Origin of the sequence: Thioalkalivibrio sp. ALMg3 (genome assembly GCF_000381225.1) — a bacterium.
Taxonomy (GTDB): domain Bacteria; phylum Pseudomonadota; class Gammaproteobacteria; order Ectothiorhodospirales; family Ectothiorhodospiraceae; genus Thioalkalivibrio; species Thioalkalivibrio versutus.
Map to the genome: position 1 here is coordinate 20,233 of NZ_KB906231.1, position 16,572 is coordinate 36,804.

16 protein-coding genes are annotated in these 16,572 nt (G+C 61.8%); 8 read left to right on the forward strand and 8 right to left on the reverse strand.

The window, feature by feature from the left end; all coding sequences use genetic code 11:
• Positions 1-21: 21 nt before the first annotated feature.
• Together F622_RS0111555 and F622_RS0111560 are read left to right on the forward strand one after the other, a co-directional pair.
• Complete coding sequence (locus tag F622_RS0111555) at positions 22-603, forward strand: BLUF domain-containing protein (RefSeq protein ID WP_019572021.1); 582 nt, start codon at positions 22-24, stop codon at positions 601-603.
• A gap of 535 nt (positions 604-1,138) precedes the next feature.
• Complete coding sequence (locus F622_RS0111560) at positions 1,139-1,651, forward strand: PRC-barrel domain-containing protein (protein ID WP_019572022.1); 513 nt, start codon at positions 1,139-1,141, stop codon at positions 1,649-1,651.
• 159 nt (positions 1,652-1,810) lie between these two features.
• On the opposite strand, the gene F622_RS0111565 is transcribed toward F622_RS0111560, so the two are convergent.
• The 8 genes from F622_RS0111565 to F622_RS0111600 all read right to left on the reverse strand — a co-directional run bounded on the left by F622_RS0111565 (position 1,811) and on the right by F622_RS0111600 (position 10,450).
• Positions 1,811-3,085 carry a DUF2254 domain-containing protein gene (locus F622_RS0111565; RefSeq protein ID WP_026331578.1) on the reverse strand — a complete coding sequence of 425 codons (1,275 nt, stop codon included), beginning with the start codon at positions 3,083-3,085 and terminating at the stop codon, positions 1,811-1,813.
• Between the two features lie 172 nt (positions 3,086-3,257).
• Positions 3,258-5,627 carry a catalase gene (locus tag F622_RS0111570; protein WP_231365755.1) on the reverse strand — a complete coding sequence of 790 codons (2,370 nt, stop codon included), beginning with the start codon at positions 5,625-5,627 and terminating at the stop codon, positions 3,258-3,260.
• A 129-nt stretch (positions 5,628-5,756) separates the two neighbouring features.
• Positions 5,757-7,043: a mechanosensitive ion channel domain-containing protein gene (locus tag F622_RS0111575; protein ID WP_019572025.1), complete on the reverse strand. Its 1,287-nt coding sequence runs from the start codon at positions 7,041-7,043 to the stop codon at positions 5,757-5,759.
• A gap of 93 nt (positions 7,044-7,136) precedes the next feature.
• Positions 7,137-7,589 (reverse strand): MgtC/SapB family protein, encoded by a 453-nt coding sequence (locus tag F622_RS0111580; protein ID WP_018167956.1) that lies wholly within the window; start codon positions 7,587-7,589, stop codon positions 7,137-7,139.
• The gene (locus tag F622_RS0111585) at positions 7,574-8,200 is read right to left on the reverse strand and encodes a DUF1989 domain-containing protein (RefSeq protein ID WP_018167957.1); all 627 of its coding nucleotides are present in this window, start codon (positions 8,198-8,200) and stop codon (positions 7,574-7,576) included. The genes F622_RS0111580 and F622_RS0111585 overlap by 16 nt, the downstream gene beginning before the upstream one ends.
• Positions 8,197-8,913 (reverse strand): guanitoxin biosynthesis heme-dependent pre-guanitoxin N-hydroxylase GntA, encoded by a 717-nt coding sequence (gene gntA / locus F622_RS0111590; RefSeq protein WP_231365756.1) that lies wholly within the window; start codon positions 8,911-8,913, stop codon positions 8,197-8,199. Before gntA ends, F622_RS0111585 begins: the two co-directional genes overlap by 4 nt.
• A gap of 54 nt (positions 8,914-8,967) precedes the next feature.
• Positions 8,968-9,285: an HPF/RaiA family ribosome-associated protein gene (locus tag F622_RS0111595; RefSeq protein WP_019572027.1), complete on the reverse strand. Its 318-nt coding sequence runs from the start codon at positions 9,283-9,285 to the stop codon at positions 8,968-8,970.
• Between the two features lie 10 nt (positions 9,286-9,295).
• Positions 9,296-10,450, reverse strand: a complete 1,155-nt coding sequence (locus F622_RS0111600) for a hypothetical protein (RefSeq protein ID WP_018167960.1) — start codon at positions 10,448-10,450, stop codon at positions 9,296-9,298.
• A gap of 315 nt (positions 10,451-10,765) precedes the next feature.
• On the opposite strand from F622_RS0111600, the gene F622_RS0111605 reads away from it, so the two are divergent.
• The 6 genes from F622_RS0111605 to F622_RS0111630 all read left to right on the forward strand — a co-directional run bounded on the left by F622_RS0111605 (position 10,766) and on the right by F622_RS0111630 (position 16,565).
• The gene (locus tag F622_RS0111605) at positions 10,766-12,040 is read left to right on the forward strand and encodes a DUF2254 family protein (RefSeq protein ID WP_019572028.1); all 1,275 of its coding nucleotides are present in this window, start codon (positions 10,766-10,768) and stop codon (positions 12,038-12,040) included.
• Positions 12,041-12,395: 355 nt separating this feature from the next.
• On the forward strand, positions 12,396-13,703 hold the full coding sequence (locus F622_RS0111610; RefSeq protein WP_019572029.1) for a GGDEF domain-containing protein: 1,308 nt from the start codon (positions 12,396-12,398) through the stop codon (positions 13,701-13,703).
• Positions 13,704-14,023: 320 nt separating this feature from the next.
• Positions 14,024-15,289, forward strand: coding sequence for a phosphatidylserine/phosphatidylglycerophosphate/cardiolipin synthase family protein (locus tag F622_RS0111615; RefSeq protein WP_019572030.1), 1,266 nt, complete (start codon positions 14,024-14,026; stop codon positions 15,287-15,289).
• Positions 15,290-15,584: 295 nt separating this feature from the next.
• Positions 15,585-15,764: a CsbD family protein gene (locus F622_RS0111620; protein WP_018176495.1), complete on the forward strand. Its 180-nt coding sequence runs from the start codon at positions 15,585-15,587 to the stop codon at positions 15,762-15,764.
• Positions 15,761-16,168, forward strand: coding sequence for a PRC-barrel domain-containing protein (locus F622_RS0111625; RefSeq protein WP_019572031.1), 408 nt, complete (start codon positions 15,761-15,763; stop codon positions 16,166-16,168). Before F622_RS0111620 ends, F622_RS0111625 begins: the two co-directional genes overlap by 4 nt.
• A gap of 163 nt (positions 16,169-16,331) precedes the next feature.
• Positions 16,332-16,565 carry a DUF3185 family protein gene (locus F622_RS0111630; RefSeq protein WP_018167965.1) on the forward strand — a complete coding sequence of 78 codons (234 nt, stop codon included), beginning with the start codon at positions 16,332-16,334 and terminating at the stop codon, positions 16,563-16,565.
• Positions 16,566-16,572: the final 7 nt, after the last annotated feature.

The window sequence follows — 16,572 nt, forward strand, 5'->3', positions numbered from 1 at the left end:
CTTCCCAGGAAGGACGTCCGCATGCCCGCCATTCTCCAGCTCGTCTACGCCTCGCGCGCCACGTTTCGCGAAAACACGTCCAACCAGGGCATTGAGCCCGAAGTCAGTCGCATCCTGATGCAGTCGCGCCAGAACAACCCGCGCAGCGGGATTGTCGGCGCGCTCTACTACGGCGACGGGCACTTCTTCCAGTGCCTGGAGGGCGACCCGGATGCGGTGCGCGAAACCATCGACCGCATCCGCCGTGATCGTCGCCACGAAGAGGTCCGGGTACTGCGCGAGCAGTCACTGGATACCCCGGGATTCGGCGAATGGTCCATGAAATACGTCCCGGCGGCCGTGGACGTTCGCCAACTGCTGCAACGCTTCGGCCAACGCCGGTTCGACCCCTTCGCCTTCGACAACGACCGCATCGACGCGATGCTGGACCTCCTGCGCCACGGGCGGGATACCGCGCACGCCGAACCCGAGCGACCGGCGCCGGCCAGTCCCCAAGACGCCGCCCGCCGCACCAATCGCCTGTTGTTCGGCGTTGGGCTGGTCGCAGTCGCGATTCTGGCCGGCGTGATCGGGGCGGCCGCCTACCTGCTGCTGGCCACCTAGGGAAACACTCCGCGAGCGCTCGTCTCTCGCGACATGCGCGAATTCGCAACCCACCCCGATGGCGCCCTTCGCCCGGCCCTCTGCACCCCGCGCGCATACGCCCTCGGGTGGCGCACGCACCCCACCTGTTGCCAAAGCCCCCGGTCCACCTCACCACCGGCTCCCGACGTTCGAATACGCAATCCGCAAGAGCCATTTCCATGGTGCTTCACGCCCCCCTCCCTCCCGGGTACGTCCAGGTCCTGTCGTCCGACCCGCCACGCCAGGGCATCTTGACCCATCGCTTTTTTGGAACCGCCAATCCCTTCACATTTTCAACACTCAGCGACCACAAAGAACGCGAACGGCTCCCGTCAGTGTGCCAGCGAACAGACCCGTTAACGTCCTGAGCCTATCTTGAACCCTCATCCTGAATCCGCTGCAACGTGGCGATTCAGTCCCTTCCCGGCAATGTCGCTAGGAAGGACAGGTTTTGATGAAGCCGTTAAAACGGACATTTTTCCAAGCCGGGATATCCGTTTCGAAGGAGATTCACATGAACAAGCTACATTCATTTGCCTTTTACGCTTTGGTCACCCCAGCCATCACCCTCGGCGCAGGTTCTGTGCTGGCACAGCAGTACGATGAGCAGGACGTTGAGCGCGACGCGCAGAGCACCCAGAGTGAACAAGGCCAGCGCGCCGGGCAGTCTGACTCGAAAAGTGCGGAAGATTACCGTGCCACCCGCGACGAGGCCCGCATGCAGAGCCGCGGCTATATGGACTCTTCACCGGCCAACAGCATGCACGCGAGCGAGCTGATCGGCACTGATGTCAAAACCACGAGCGATGAAGATCTCGGTTCGGTCGATGACCTGATCATTGACGAGAACGGCCAGGTCGTCGCTATTGTGATCGGTGTTGGCGGATTCCTGGGCATGGGCGAGAAAGACGTCGCCATTGGCTGGGGTCACGTGACCACCTCCGGCACTGCGGATGATCGGGAACTTCGCGTTGACGTAACCCGTGAAGAGCTGCGCTCTGCGCCGGAGTTCGAACGCCGCGATTGATCGTAAGCACAACCCAGATCTAGTGGGATGACTAGACGGCAGGGGCGAAAGCCCCTGCCTTTTTTTATGCCTGGACTCCGCATCTCCAGTACCGCATACCTGCACGGGACATTGTTCGCTGTATCGATTTCCGCCCGGCCGCGTTCTACTCGTCCTGTACTACACGGCCGAAAATGCCGCTGCCCTGCGCACCACCTCGATATCGTCCTGCAATGACATGGCCTGTTCGGAACGGGCCAGTGCCATGCGTGAATGCCTCTTGGCGGCCGCGACCATCGCCGGGTCATCGGTCTCGGCCAACGCACGAAAAGCCTTCTGCAGTCGGATCGCCACTTCAACGAAACCGGCACCGTCACGAGCCAGAGCCGTAAATGCGTCGTCGAACAAGTCGTCGATCTCCAAGCTCGGCACGAATACCCGGTCATAGGTGATTTCCACCACCCTGCCCTTCTCCAGCGGTGACACCCAAAGTGTAAACAAACGGACCATTGACCCGATTACATTGATCGCGGTCCCCGGATCATTGGTGCCAGGCGACAGCGCCTTGTCGGCGATCTCCGACAACGCGACAAGCGCGAACCGCGGGTCATCATCAAACGCACGGTTGGGACAAATCTTGAAGGCGACAGCAAAGGCCTCCGGGTCGAACGCCTCGCACCCTTCAATGCGAAGAAGAGGACGGCGCGCGCTGACGAACGTACCCGGCAGAGCCGTCACCAAAACGCGGCAGTTGGCATCTTCGGCGACCGACTGCAACGTCTCCAGATCAATATGCTGGACATAACCAACCGTTGGCGAGAAGACCGGGGCCCCAAGGTCCCTGGTCGGATTCATGGGGCCTGCCAAAGCGCCCAGCGTGGGCGCATGACGACGCCGATCGAGTGCATCCGTGGCCGCCTCTTCCACTTTCTCAATGGTGTTGACCACGCGCCCCAGTCGGGCAATTCGGTCGACCCAGCGCACGAAGGTGACGATGACAATCACAAACACCAGAAGGGTCAGCGAAAAAATCGAAAACAGGCCGGCGTGGCCAAATATCTCGTTTTGAACGGATATTAGAGAAACAATACTAAAGATGAAGGCCCCTATGAACGCCGACAATGCGTTCTGGGTGACATCATCGGAAATCACGAGCGGGATGGATCGAGGGGTCGCACTGACACTGGCCGACGCATAAGCGGCGACCATGGCGCCTACTGCAAAGGTTGCAATAACCAGCATGCTGGACGCCATGATGGTCAACAAGGATTCGACAGAGTCCAGCTGGATGCGGGGCAATACCTTGGCAAGCCCCGTGCCGTCAGCGAACCGGGCAACGAACGTACCGCCCACGGCAAGCACGCTAAGGAACAGTGGCCTGACCCATAAACGATCTTTGAGCCGACTGAAAAAGACGCGCAGCCGGTCGGTCGTCAACCGGCGTAACTGGGGCATGATTTCGCTCTCCGACCGCGAGGGAAACACGGGTTTTCGATGAAACGGCTACGTTGTATCGGGTCTGCGGCGGAGCCCCCACAACCAGGCGAGGCCCCAACCCGCTTTGGCGAGGCACGGTGACGTCTGCGGAAGACCGCGTAGTCGCGAGATCGCCGAAGGCCGGGTTGCATCACTTCGCGGGTGGATCGCTGTCGCGGGAGAAATGACGATGAGCGGTGAGCGCGTCGATGAATGTTGATGCGCCCTCGGTCACGCCGCCAGCGTCCGCCAACAGGATGCCCGGATCTTCTTGCATGGCCGGGCCAATGCCCGCCATTTCCAGGAGCTCGCGGCCAGCCCCCAAGGCCAGGATCGTCTTGCAGTGCCTGAACTGGTCCTTGATGAACTCCATGGTGTGTCCGTTGGCTGCGAGCGCCTGGACCGCATCGCTCCCATCGGGCAGCACCAAAGCATCGAACAAGACGGCCGGAGAATTCTCCATGGACTTGTTGGCTTCGATCTTTTCGCCGGAATCGCCGACGAACGTGCCCACTCGTGAACCCACAAAATGAACAATGCCACCCGCGTCCGTCAGCGCGCCATGAAGATCGACGAGCGAGGCATGGTGGACGCCCTCCTCGACCAGTACCGCAATCTGGCGTGTGCGGATTCCGGTTTCGCCCGGCCGCGCCATCAGCGACAACGCTGGCGACTCGGTGATCTCCGGCGGTTCCGGATCGGTGACGGCCTTCGGCATGGCATCCGGCACCTCCATGCCCAAGCCAATGGCGACCTCTGCAGCCAAGTCCCGTGAAACATTCACCAGCGAGGACACCATCCGTTCGCGGATCGCGCGGACGTCGACCTTGCTCAGTTCGAAGCGGAATGCGGCTGCAATGTGCGCCTTCTCGACGCCGGTCTGACTCTCGAAGAACAACGTGGCTTGCGCATAGTGCTCGGCAAACTTCTCCGGCTTGCCACGGACCTTGTCCTCCGCATGGGCATCCGGGAACGACACGAAGCCGGCGGTCCCGGCCTGAAACGGGCAGCCACCCGCCAGTGAGTTCGGCTCGTAGGCCACGCGCCCGCGATGCACCGCCTGGCGGTGCATGCCATCGCGCTGGTTGTTCTGCACCGGAGCAAGCGGCGAATTGATCGGGATCTCGTGGAAATTGGGCCCCCCGAGTCGCGTGATCTGCGTATCCGCATAGGAATGGATCCGACCGGCGAGCAACGGATCATTGGAGAAGTCGATGCCGGGGACGACATGCGCCGTGCAGAACGCGACCTGCTCGGTTTCTGCGAAGAAGTTGTCCGGGTTGCGGTTGAGAACCATGCGCCCGACGGGCGTCAGCGGGACCAGCTCTTCCGGCACGATCTTCGTGGAGTCGAGCACGTCGAAGCTGAAGCCGTCGGCCTGTTCCTCGGTGAAGATCTGCACACCCAGTTCCCATTCCGGGAATTCGCCCGATTCGATGGCCTCCCACAAGTCACGCCGATGAAAATCGGCGTCGGCGCCCGCGATCTTCACGGCTTCGTCCCAGACCAGCGAGTGCGTTCCCTGGAGCGGCGTCCAGTGGAACTTGCAGAACACGGACTCGCCCTGCTCGTTGACCAGGCGAAAGGTGTGCACGCCAAAGCCCTGCATCATCCGGTAGCTGCGCGGTATCGCGCGATCCGACATGGCCCACATCAGCATGTGAGTGGACTCCGGCGACAGCGAGACGAAGTCCCAGAACGTGTCATGCGCGGACCCCGCTTGAGGCATGCCATGATGCGGTTCCGGCTTGAGGGCGTGGACCAGATCGGGAAACTTCATCGCGTCCTGAATAAAGAACACCGGGATGTTGTTACCCACCAGGTCCCAGTTGCCTTCGTCGGTATAGAACTTCACCGCGAAGCCACGGGCGTCGCGCGCGGTATCCTTCGAACCGCGCTCACCCGCCACCGTGGAAAATCGCGCGAACACCGGCGTGATCTTGCCCTTCTCGGCGAACGGCGCCGCGCGGGTGTACTGGGTCAGCCCGTCGTAGGCTTCGAAATATCCGTGCGCCCCGGAGCCGCGTGCATGGACGATCCGCTCCGGGATACGTTCGTGATCGAAATGGGTGATCTTTTCCCGCAGGATGAAATCTTCGAGTAACGAGGGCCCGCGCAGCCCCGCTTTCAAGGTGTTCTGATTGTCGCCAATCCGAACACCTTGGTTGGTGGTCAACGGTTGATCGCTGGGATCGACCCGGACCCGGTCGAGCGGGGCGACGGTCGCGTTCGTTCCGAGCCGAGCCGGCCCGCCGGTTTTCGACGTACCGGGTTCCTCGGTCATCGTGCTCGCAGTCAACGCACTGGACCCCGGCTCCGTAGTAGGACCGGCCGGCGGCGCCACCGCGTTGTCGTGACCGTGGTCTTGCTCCTTGATGGTGTTGTAGGGCATCGCGGCGACGAAATCGTCGCTGGCCGCGGCTTGCTCCGCAACGATGTCGTTGGTTCTGAGCGCGGCTGGGGCCGATTTACCGCCCTTGCCTGGCGCCTGTGATGAACTACCCGTTTTTTTCTTAGCCATGATTCTTCTCCAGGGCGTCGGGGGATGGACGCACCTTGGCATCGATACCACGGGGGACGGGAACGCTCTGTGCGGCAACAAACGCAGTGGCAAGAAATACCCGGAGACGTCGATGGAGGCTCAACTGGATCACTGGTCGAGCAGGTTTTCTCCCTTTTCCGGCATGGGCGCGAGCGCGGCCTGGTTGCGAATGACCTCGCCTTCCGGGCGGGTCTCGGCCTCGGACACGGTCATGGCCGCCGCCGATTCTTCCGCGGGACCGTCCGCAATCGGTTCCACGTATTGACGTTGTTCGGCCTGAATCGTCATGCCGGCCTCCATCAGCGCGCGCTTGGTGAGCCGAATGAGCGCCGAGCGCAACTGCTGGCCATTGGTTTTTCGTGAATCAAACCAGAATGACAACTTGATCAGCACGGCCGCATTGCGAATCTCCTCGGCGACAACCCATGGCTCGGGGTTCTCCAGGACCGCCGGGTGACCCGCAAGCACGGCCAGGCCAATCGCCTGGGTGTCGGTGATGGAGTCGTTGAGACCGATCATCACGCCGAACTCCATGCGGTCATTGGGGTTGGCCGAGAAGTTGGTGATGTCGCTCTTGTAGATGGTCGCGTTGGGTACCTGCACGTGGTTGCCGTCCAGCGTCATCAGCACGGTGGCCCGAATCGTCATGCTTTGCACGAACCCGCGGGTTTTCCCGACCTCGATCAGATCACCGGTCCGGAAGGGGTTCTGTGCGCTCAGAAAGATGCTCGCCAGAAAATTCTCGGTAATGTCGCGAAAGGCGATACCCAGCGCGATGCCGGCAAGCCCCGTACCACCCAGAACGGCCAGCGCGACGTTGGTCAGCCCGGCTACGTGGAACACGCTGTACAAGCCGGCGACGAACACCAGGACACCCCCGCCCCGGGCGACCACGTCCTTCAGCAGATTGTTCCGTTTACTGGTCTTTGTGGTCCAGCGCAGCAACCGCGTGACGAGCACGCCCAGGGACCAGGCCAGCGCGAGGAGTAACAGACTGAAAAGCACGTAAGGCAAGCTTCTCAGCACCGTTCTGCCGAGCTCGTTCAGGCCACTGAGCGCCGGGCTCAGGTCCCAGATCGACGGCTCGATCAACTCGAGGTGATTGACCACCGCGACCACGTCCTGGGTGCTGCGTGCCAGGTCGCCGGCCCACTGGCGGTGGTTCTGACGACGGGCCTGGCCATACAGGAATGCCACCCCTTCATCGACCGTGACCGCCGGCTGCTCGTACCAGCCCGTTGCAACCAGAATCCGCTCCAGCCGGGCCGCGATGGCCTCGTCGGACGCTTCCGGCACAATGCCGACACTCGCCGGGGCCTCCAGCCGTTCCTCCGACTCCAGGGGCGTCAGGACGAGCGGTGGCTCGGCCGCGATCACCCATCCCGGCAGGGCCATGCCTATAACAGCCAGGACAACGGCAATCCGCATCATCCCGAGACAGTAGCCACCCGACCCGGAACCGTTCCGTGCGGTACCGAACCCAGCCTGTTATTCCCCGGATTTCTCGGGAGCATGCATCAGCGGCTTGAGATAGCGCAGCGTCAAAAACGTCGCGATGCTGATGAGGATCGCGATCTCGAAACGATGCGCGGCGACTGCCAGGCCGATCGCGCCCGTTGCCCAAAGGCTGGCAGCCGTGGCCGTACCTTCCACGCTACCACCGCTTTTGAGAATCGCTCCGCCACCGATGAATCCAATGCCGGTGATCAGGCCCTGCATGATCCGGGCCTGTGCGTCGGGCGACTCCAGTACCGAGAAGCCGATCAGGGCGTAGCCACAGGCGGCAACGGCGACCAACGGGAACGTCCGCAGTCCAATGGCGCGATCGCGAACTTCCCGGTCCCAGGCACTCGGGATCGCGAGCAGATAGGCCAACACAAGATCGCGCAGGTGACGGAGCATGAGGGACCCATCGAACTCCGGTATCAGCCATTCGAGCATGACGGCGGATTTCTGCGCACAACTTGAAAATCGATCGGCTTGAAGGAGAAATTATTCGACTGCCCGGCGGAACATGCGGACATCGCCACCACGAGGGGCATCTCGGCGCGCAGGCGAACGAAATCCCCGGCTTTGCTGAGCGGAGGAAGAACGCCGAACTCCCCCGTTGTGGCATCGATCGACACATGCATGAACGCATTGAATGCGATGGGAATGCGATCGACACCAATGCCGTAAGGGGCCAGTGCCGCCGCCAGATTGCCCTCGCAACCCGGACGACCCTCGTTCTCCCCATAGATGATTCTGAAGGTATCTTTCGAACAAGGTGTCAAAGTGAAGTCATGCCGCCCGCAGGTATCCTCGATGATGGTGAACATTGGCCGACTGCGGTTCGAGTAGAGTACATCGCCCGTCGTGAGCCAAAAGCGTGAGGCATAGTCAAGAGAACGCCCTGAAGACAGATACTCCCCATGATCCGGATTCCCGAATGCGACCACATCGCTTACCTGCTGGCCTTCGGGATCGATCACCACCAGTTCGTCTCCAGGGCCAAGCTCGACCGCCTGCGCGGAGCAGGGAGATATTCTCACCGTCGGTACGTCCGTGTTCACGGCTTTTCCTTGAAATGGAATGGGCATGTCCAGTTGGCTTCGACTTCACGGCCACTGTACTGCCTGGCCTCACTTGCTTCTCCAAACTCGGCCAGATTGGGGTTTCGGGATCCTTGCAACGCGATGTCACGTGCCCGAGTCGCTGCCTGAATCTTCTTGAAACGTCCGTCCTTTCTTAGCTTCTCGAACTGGCGGTGAGAATTGAACACCAATACCGGGTTGGTAAACCGTCTGGCGAGCCGCGAAGCGTTCGCGTGAAGCCCAATGGCAAAGAACGGATGCCCCGCTATGCTCAGGCTGAACAGCGGGCTGTCACTATCGCTGTTGACATCGTCGGCGGGAGGATTGCCCGCCAGAATGTCCAGCTTGTGGATTCGCCACAACTGCGCCCACATCAAGGACTCGAAACGAAGCTCGCTCATATCGCCTGGGCCACTGAACAGGGCGACATAAGAGTGCACGATGTCCTCGTTGCAAGCACTTGCTTCGATCATGGCAACGAATCGAGAAAGATCATCCAGCATCGGTCGATCATTGCCGGAGTCCCCTAGTGCGCCGAACTCATGAGTTTCGATCGAGCCACGGGCCAAAGCGGACTTGGCGCCCACACAGGGATATGTAGCCTCGGCGAGCAACGCCAGAAAGCGCCCGCCCAGGTCCGGAACGGGCTGGAGGCCCACTTCGTTAGTACCAGGATCTCCAGGGTGTTTCATCCGCTTTTCGACAGGTCACCATTGGCCAACGGCGATCGGTGCTGGCCGGTAACCTCAGTGGCTCTTCCGCTTTCCAAGCGTGCTGTCCAGGGAACGCCTCATCTTGCGTGCGGCACCGTCGACCGCCTGCCCCACGGTCGCGGCTTCATCGGTCACGGCTACGGGCTGGAGACCTTCGACCCTGACTTCCAGCAGACAGCGTATGTCGGCGTTGCCGGATTTCTTGTCACTGTTCTCGTCGCTGAGGTGAACCTCCACGCGCGTCACCTGATCCGCAAAGCGCTCCAGGACGTTTCTGATGGTGGCTTCGGTCTGCTCCGGCTGTGCACCGGACTGGTCGATGTTGTCATCCGTGTTGATCTGAATCTGCATGTCACTTGCCTCAGTAGCGGTAGATTGCGGCGATTCCCGTACCGGTCGGCATCCGTTCCTTCGGCACCACGACCACCTCGCCGCCCATCTTGAGCACCAGGGCTCCCAGGTCATCGAGCACGTCGTCCGTTTCGGGGTGGGAGAGATCGTCGAACTCAAGCTCGCCGGTCGTCGCATCGACCCGACCGGGGATTTCCCGGCGCGCTTCGATCAGCAGGGTCGCCACGCGCCCGCCCACGGCGGCCCGGGCCACCTCGGCCAGGTCGTCGGAGCCAAGGCCCTTCGGCTGGTTACTGCCGAAGGCATCCACCAGCCCGGCCAGGCGCTCAAGGTAGCGAGGTTCAATGGTTTGCCAGACCCGCTCGCGAAAGTCGTCGCTCGACGCAAGCGCATCCGGATGCACGTCCAGGCTCTCGGAAATCAGGAAAGGGTTGTGGCTGAGCGCGTGAAACATGTGGTGGTGCTCCGGCAGGGCGGCGAGTAGCAGCGGCAGGCCGGAGGGCTTGGAATGGTGTTCAAGGACCGCGCGATCGACTGCGCGGAAGAATCGCTCCGCGTCATCGTCCAGTTCGGCTTTCCTGCCGCCATGGCCATGGTGCATGGGGGCCTGGCCGCCGCCGCTGCCGCCATAGGCCGACACCGTCTGGCGGGAATCGGTGAGTTCGTCACCGAGCGCCTCGGTGATCGTCTGCGGCACGCCATCGGCAGGCGTGATCTCGTCCAGGGCGTCACGGTTGCCCTCGAACACCTTCATCTCGTGCCGGCTCAAGGCGAGCACCTGATAGCGATCCGCCGATTGCAGGATGCGCAGCAAGGGCTTGGTGTGGAAGCTGTCCGCCACAACCGCCAATTCGGGGACCGGGCGCTGGAGCTTGTAGACCCGAAACCGATTCCTGTCGCGCAACACGGCCAGGCCGTCGAAGGTGCAGTTCCAGAACTCGCGATCGTCCGCGAGGGCCAGCAAGGGTTCGAGCAAGGGCTGGATCTCGTCGCTCGCAAACTTTTGTCGCAGCGAGTCCTCCAGCGCTTTCACCAGATTCTTGAAGCGTATTGGATCCTGCTCATTGTCCGGGTGGTCCCGATGAGTCGGTTGATAAAGCGAAAGGCACGGCGGGTCACAGTCATCCCAGAGGCCCGCCGCGGCGTCCTGGTCGACACGGTTCACTGACATTCCGGATCTCTCCAACAAGGCACACCATCCGTATAGCACGCCGGCACGTCCATTTATGTGCGGCGTCGCGCTTAGCCCCGCACGGCCGATGGCACAAGCGCACCCCGGTTCCAGCTCATGCCGACATGGCTGCCCCGGGCTTCTGCTCGCGGGTCCAGATGATCAGAGTGCTGCGCCACTCGGTGTGGCAACGCACCGACACAACGGTCCCGCCCGGTGACTCTACGGAGCACATCCGCCCGAACTGATTCGTCAGGAATTGCCGAGGGGCCTCTACACGCCAATCGGTCACCACTTGGAGGTGACAGCATGGGGGAGACGAACCGCGGCCGGCCCCGGCCCCGCTGGGCCACCCTCCGCCTGGGCGAAATCACGGTGGCGATGGGCATGGCGATGGCGGCCGGTCTGGGCGTGGGCCTGGCGGCGTTGGCCGTGGACACCGCATGGCTGTGGCCTCCACCCGTCGAGCTCGGCACTGTGGGTAGCGCACGGGTCCTGCTGGGGTCAGTGACCGGGGGCCTGATCACGGTCGCGGTGTTCGGCCTCTGGATGCGCACCGTCGTGGTTGGCCTGATGGCCGCGCACTTCTCGCCCCGGACGCTGCTGACCTTTCTGGACGACCGCTTCCAGCGGAATCTGCTCGCATTCATGTCGGCAGGCGTCGTGGCCGTGCTGGTCATCCTGGTAAGGATGCCCTCCGACGAACAGGCGGCCGCGCCCATTGTGAGTACGGTGCTGGCGGTGATCATCGCACTGGCCGCGATGGCGGGCGTACTGCTGGCGATCCAGCACGCCACGCGCAGTCTGTCGTTGTCGGAGCTGGTCAGCCATCTCGCCGATAACGCCCTCAAGGTACTCGATCGCCACCCCGGGGCACGGCTCGAGATCACCGGGGTGCCGCCACCCACGTCCGCAGCGCAGACGGTCCTGGCCCCGGGCACCGGCTGGGTTACCGCCATCGACATCGACCGGATGCGCAAGGCGCTGCCGGCCGGCGGGGTCGTACATCTCCGTTGCCGCGTTGGCGAGTTTGTCACCCCCCGCTGCACGGTCGCGCTCGTCTCCCCCGCCCATGCCAACCTCGACAGCGTGGCCGAAACGATCAGCCTTGCCCGCACCCGCAGCGCTGACCTGGACCTCGCGTTCGCCGTGAGCCAGCTGGTCGACGTCGGGACGTTCGCGTTGCAGGCACACGCGGACACCGCGACCGCCCACGAGGTGCTGGTCCACCTGGAAGCCGTCCTCGTGGAGATCGTCGAGCGTGGGCTGCCGCGGCTGCACGACAAGGACCAGGACGGCCGTTGTATCTACGACGAGTTCGGCTGGGACCCTGCCGACCTCGTGCAGTTATGCGCGGAACGACTGCGGGAGCCCGCCGCCCGCGACCCGGAAACGGCCCGGCACCTGATGCACATGCTCGATCGGGTCCGCGAGGCCGCCGAGGAACGCGAGGCGTTCGCGGTCCTCTCGGAGGTCCGACGCCAGGTGGAGATGGTGCTGGCTCTGGCAGACGCCAACGGAATGCTGGCTCGCGACCGTCAGCGGCTTGAGCGGGAGGCCGAGGCTTTTGTCGAAGGTCACTGACGGGGCTCCGAGCGACGTCTTGTGGGATAGCAGATCATGCAATCGACACCCCCGCAAGCGACCCCGAAGAGGGCCATGACCGGGCCGCAACGCTGCTGGCGCATCCCCCCCTGTGGCGAAGCCCACGACGTCGGCGTCAGGGATACGCTGATTAACAGGCGAGCGCGGGACATCATGCAAAATAAAACTCATCAGAATCCGCGGCGCATGATAACAAGTGCAAACCAGTTCACACTTCTTGGGAAGTTAGCTCGCATTCCTGACATGGCTCCAAAAACACCAATATCCCAACCCACACGAACGGCCCTGCCAAGCCCTTCTGTTATTATTACCAACCCGATCCATGAATACCCCAATGCGCCTCGCTGAATTTATCAGGAAAGAAATGGAGCCGATTCTTCAGGACTGGGAAGAATTTGCCGGAACCCTTCTTCATGCCAGCAAGATGGGGACGAGCGGACTGCGTGACCACGCCAGGGACATGCTGCTGACCATTGCCGACGACCTCGAGTCCCACCAGAGCGAGTTGCAACAGGCCGACAAATCGAAAGGCTGCGAACCGAAGACGGGGGACGAGTCCTGGGCAGAAATCCACGGCGGTGATCGACAGACCAGCGGCTTCAGCGTCATTGAGACCGTTTCCGAATTTCGCGCCCTGCGCGCGAGCGTGGTCTCACACTGGACGAAAGATTACCCAACGATCGCTGGCCAACAGCTTGAGGATCTCACCCGGTTTCATGAAGCGATAGACCAGGCCGTCGCCGAATCGCTGGAACAATATGCGACCGTCAAGGAGATGGAAACCCGACTGTTCGGGGCCATTCTGGTCGCGTCGCCAGATCCGATTCATGTGCTGGACCCCGAGGGGCGATTTGTTTACGCAAACAAGGCCACCGCCGATCTTTTCGCTCTCGCGCCCGAGGCGATCATCGGAAAGTCCGGCTTTGACCTCGGCTTCCCGTTCGCCCCGGCCTTCCAGCACAGCATCGACAAAGTCGTTGCCGACCAGTGCACGCAACGAGGAAAATTCGTCCACATGTTTCCCTCTGGTCAGGGTGATCGATTCGAGTATGTGCTTGCGCCCGTACTCGACGAGCATCGCAACACCGAAGCAATTATCTGCACCTCTCGGGATATTACAAAACAAGCCGTCGCCGAGGAAAAAATATGGCATCACGCCAATCATGACCTGTTGACTGGGCTTCCGAATCGACGTCTTTTTCTTGATCGCCTGGAACAGGGCGTCAACCATGCGAAACGCAGCGGCCAGTCCCTTGCGGTCCTCTTCATGGACCTTGATGGCTTCAAGGAGATCAACGACTCGTTTGGGCATGAAACGGGTGACCGCTTACTTTCGGAGGTCGCCGAGCGCCTCACGCATTGCATCCGGCAGGAGGATACGGTGAGCCGCCTGGGCGGCGACGAATTTACCGTTCTGGTGACGGGCGTCAAACAGCTCAAGGATGTCGAGCGTGTGGCCAGAACCATTACTCGGGAACTCGCCAGGGCCATCGACATCGGGCAAACCTCTGTCCACATCTCCGCGAGCATTGGCATCTCGTTCTACCCCAAGGACGCGACCTCTCCGGTCTCTCTGCTGGAAGCGGCCGACAAGGCCATGTATCAAGCCAAAAAAAGCGGTTCGCGCTGGATGTCGGCCTAGGGAAACACTGCTCACGAACGTCACTCGCTTCCAGCGACCGGGCGGATGGCATCCGCACCGCCGGGATGAACCATCCCCGGCACGCTACGTGCGGTTTCGCACGGACGCGCGTCCACAAGCGTCGCATCATCCGACTCGCGCCGTTGGCATGGTTGGTGAGCTGACCACTTGAGCTCGGTCACCCCGCGCGTCGTGGACCGACCATGAAAGTGCTCCCCCCTGGCGGTTTTGGCGCCAGCCAGGGGGCCACTTCGCAATGCCTGGCCGCTACACCCGTTTGGAGTACCTCCGCGATGTCACTGCCTGGGAGCCGACGATCGATGTTCTGGGTTATTGGCATCACCGCGCTCGCCACCACCCTGACCCTGGTCCTGTTGCAAAACTTCTCCACATCCGGGGAGGTGGTCGATCGCAAGATCGAACATCGCTACACGGTCTCCGACCCGCAGTTTCGGCGCGAGATGTCCGTCATGCTGGGCCCCGCCATCGTGCGCGGAAATCAAGTGACCGCGCTGCAAAACGGCGACGAGATTTTCCCGGCAATGTTGCTGGCGATTCGCTCGGCACAAACCTCCATCACCTTCGAGACGTTCATCTACTGGTCAGGCGAGATTGGAGCAGAGTTCTCGCAAGCCCTTTCCGAGCGTGCGCGCGCGGGCGTGCAGGTGAGCGTCATCATCGACTGGGTCGGTAGCGCCAAGATGGATCAGTCGCTGCTGGATTCCATGCAGGCCGCCGGGGTGCAGCTGCATCGCTATCGGCCTTTGCGCTGGTACAACCTCGGACGCATGAACAACCGCACCCATCGCAAGCTTCTGGTGGTCGACGGTCGCATTGGCTTTACCGGAGGGGTGGGCATCGCGGACCAGTGGACCGGCGACGGAGGGGACCCCGAGCAATGGCGTGATACGCACTTTCGGGTCGAAGGGCCCGTAGTGGCGCAGTTGCAGGCAGCCTTCAACGATAACTGGATCAAAAGCACCGGCGAGGTGCGAAACGGCCCGAGCTACTTTCCGGCCCTGCAGGAGGAGGGCGAGATCGACGCGCACGTGTTTATCGCTTCGCCCTCCGGCGGCAGCGAGAGCATGCATCTAATGTACCTGCTTGCCATCGCAGCGGCCGAGGCGACGATCGACCTGGCCGCGTCGTATTTTGTGCCCGACAAGCTGTTGCTCGACGCCTTGGTGGCTGCGCGCGGTCGCGACGTCCGCGTCCGTATCCTGTTACCGGGACCACACATCGACGCGCTTACCGTCAAAATCGCCTCCAAGGCCGACTGGGGCGAGCTGCTGCGCGCGGGGGTCGAGATCCACGTCTATCAGCCCACCATGCTGCATACCAAACTCCTGGTCATCGATACCGAGTTTGTCTCGGTCGGATCGACCAATTTCGACATGCGATCGCTTCGGCTCAATGACGAAGCAAGTCTGAACATCTACAACGGCGCATTCGCCAGGGAGATGACGGACGTCTTCGAGACAGACCTGCTGGCCGCAGAGCCGTATTCCCTTGAGCGCTGGAATACGCGCCCGCTGCGGGAAAAGCTCTCCGAGAAGCTCCTGCTACCGATCAAGTCCCAGCTCTGATCCGGCGATGCCTCCACGCGGCATGCAGGCATCTCCATCGGAACCCGCCTCGCTCGCGCGGAAGCCCTCGCAGGCCCCCTGCGCGCCACGCCCTCCCCCCGCTCATGATCCCACTTCGCCTACAGCATCCCTGCACGCGGGCTCTTGATCCCGCGGTCTTCCAGGGCCTCTGTATATGTTGGGCAGCGCACAGACCCACCCCCGGGCTTGCCCTAGTTTGGAAGCTTCAAGCTGCCTCTACTGACCGCGTGGAAGAGGCCGACAACGAGCGCTACCACTACCTGGAGATCATCTGATGAACAAGGATCAAAGCAAAGGTCATGGGAAAGAAGCCAAAGGGAAGCTAAAGGAAGTTGCTGGCAAGGCTACCGGCGACAAGAGCACCGAGGTCAAGGGTAAGGCCGAGAAGCATGCCGGCAAGGCTCAAGCCAAGTACGGGGACCTCAAGAGCGACGCCAAGAAGAAAACCGAATGATCGGCTCTGCACCCGGCGCGGAAAGTGGCCAAGAAACCTCCAACGACACACATGTCGGACCCACGCTAGTGAGCGCCAGCACCATAACCGGTGACGAGGTCTGCAACCTGCGGGAAGAGAAGCTCGGCAAGATCCTGGACGTGATGCTTGACATCAGCGAGGGCGAAATACGGTACGCGGTCCTGGCCTCAGGCGGTTTTCTAGGCATGGGTGACCGTTTATTCGCGATCCCGTGGAAGGCCTTGAAGCACGACAAGGAGCACAAGCGATTTTTGCTTGACGCCGATCCCGAGTGGTTGAAGAACGCACCAGGGTTTCCCAAGGATGAATGGCCCAACATGGCCGACGCCACCTGGCATTCAACCGTGGATTCCTACTACGCCAGGGATCACGCTGCAGGGTGATCGCGCGAGGTACCGGTGGAACCTTGTGGCCGGCTTAACCGTGTAGGCGGCCCCATGCATGGTGGACACTCTTAACGGTCGCGGTTTCCAGCACCGCGACTTTTCCCGAACGCCATCATTGAATAACGGATTAACGACCCCTCATCCATTAGGACGATTAACCATGGCGACTAATGAAACTCTGGCACTGAACAAGATCCTCGCAGTTGTTCTGCTTGTTGTGGGCCTGATCCTGCTGTTCTTTGCGTATCGCTCCTCCCAAAGTCTCGGCGACCAGGTGACCGAGGCCGTTACCGGCCGTTTCACGGACTCCACGATTTGGTTTCTGGTCTTGGGCGCGGCTTCCGCAGCGGCCGGTGTTGGGTTGTTCTTCTTCGGCAAATCGTCAAGGACCTGAGCCAGGC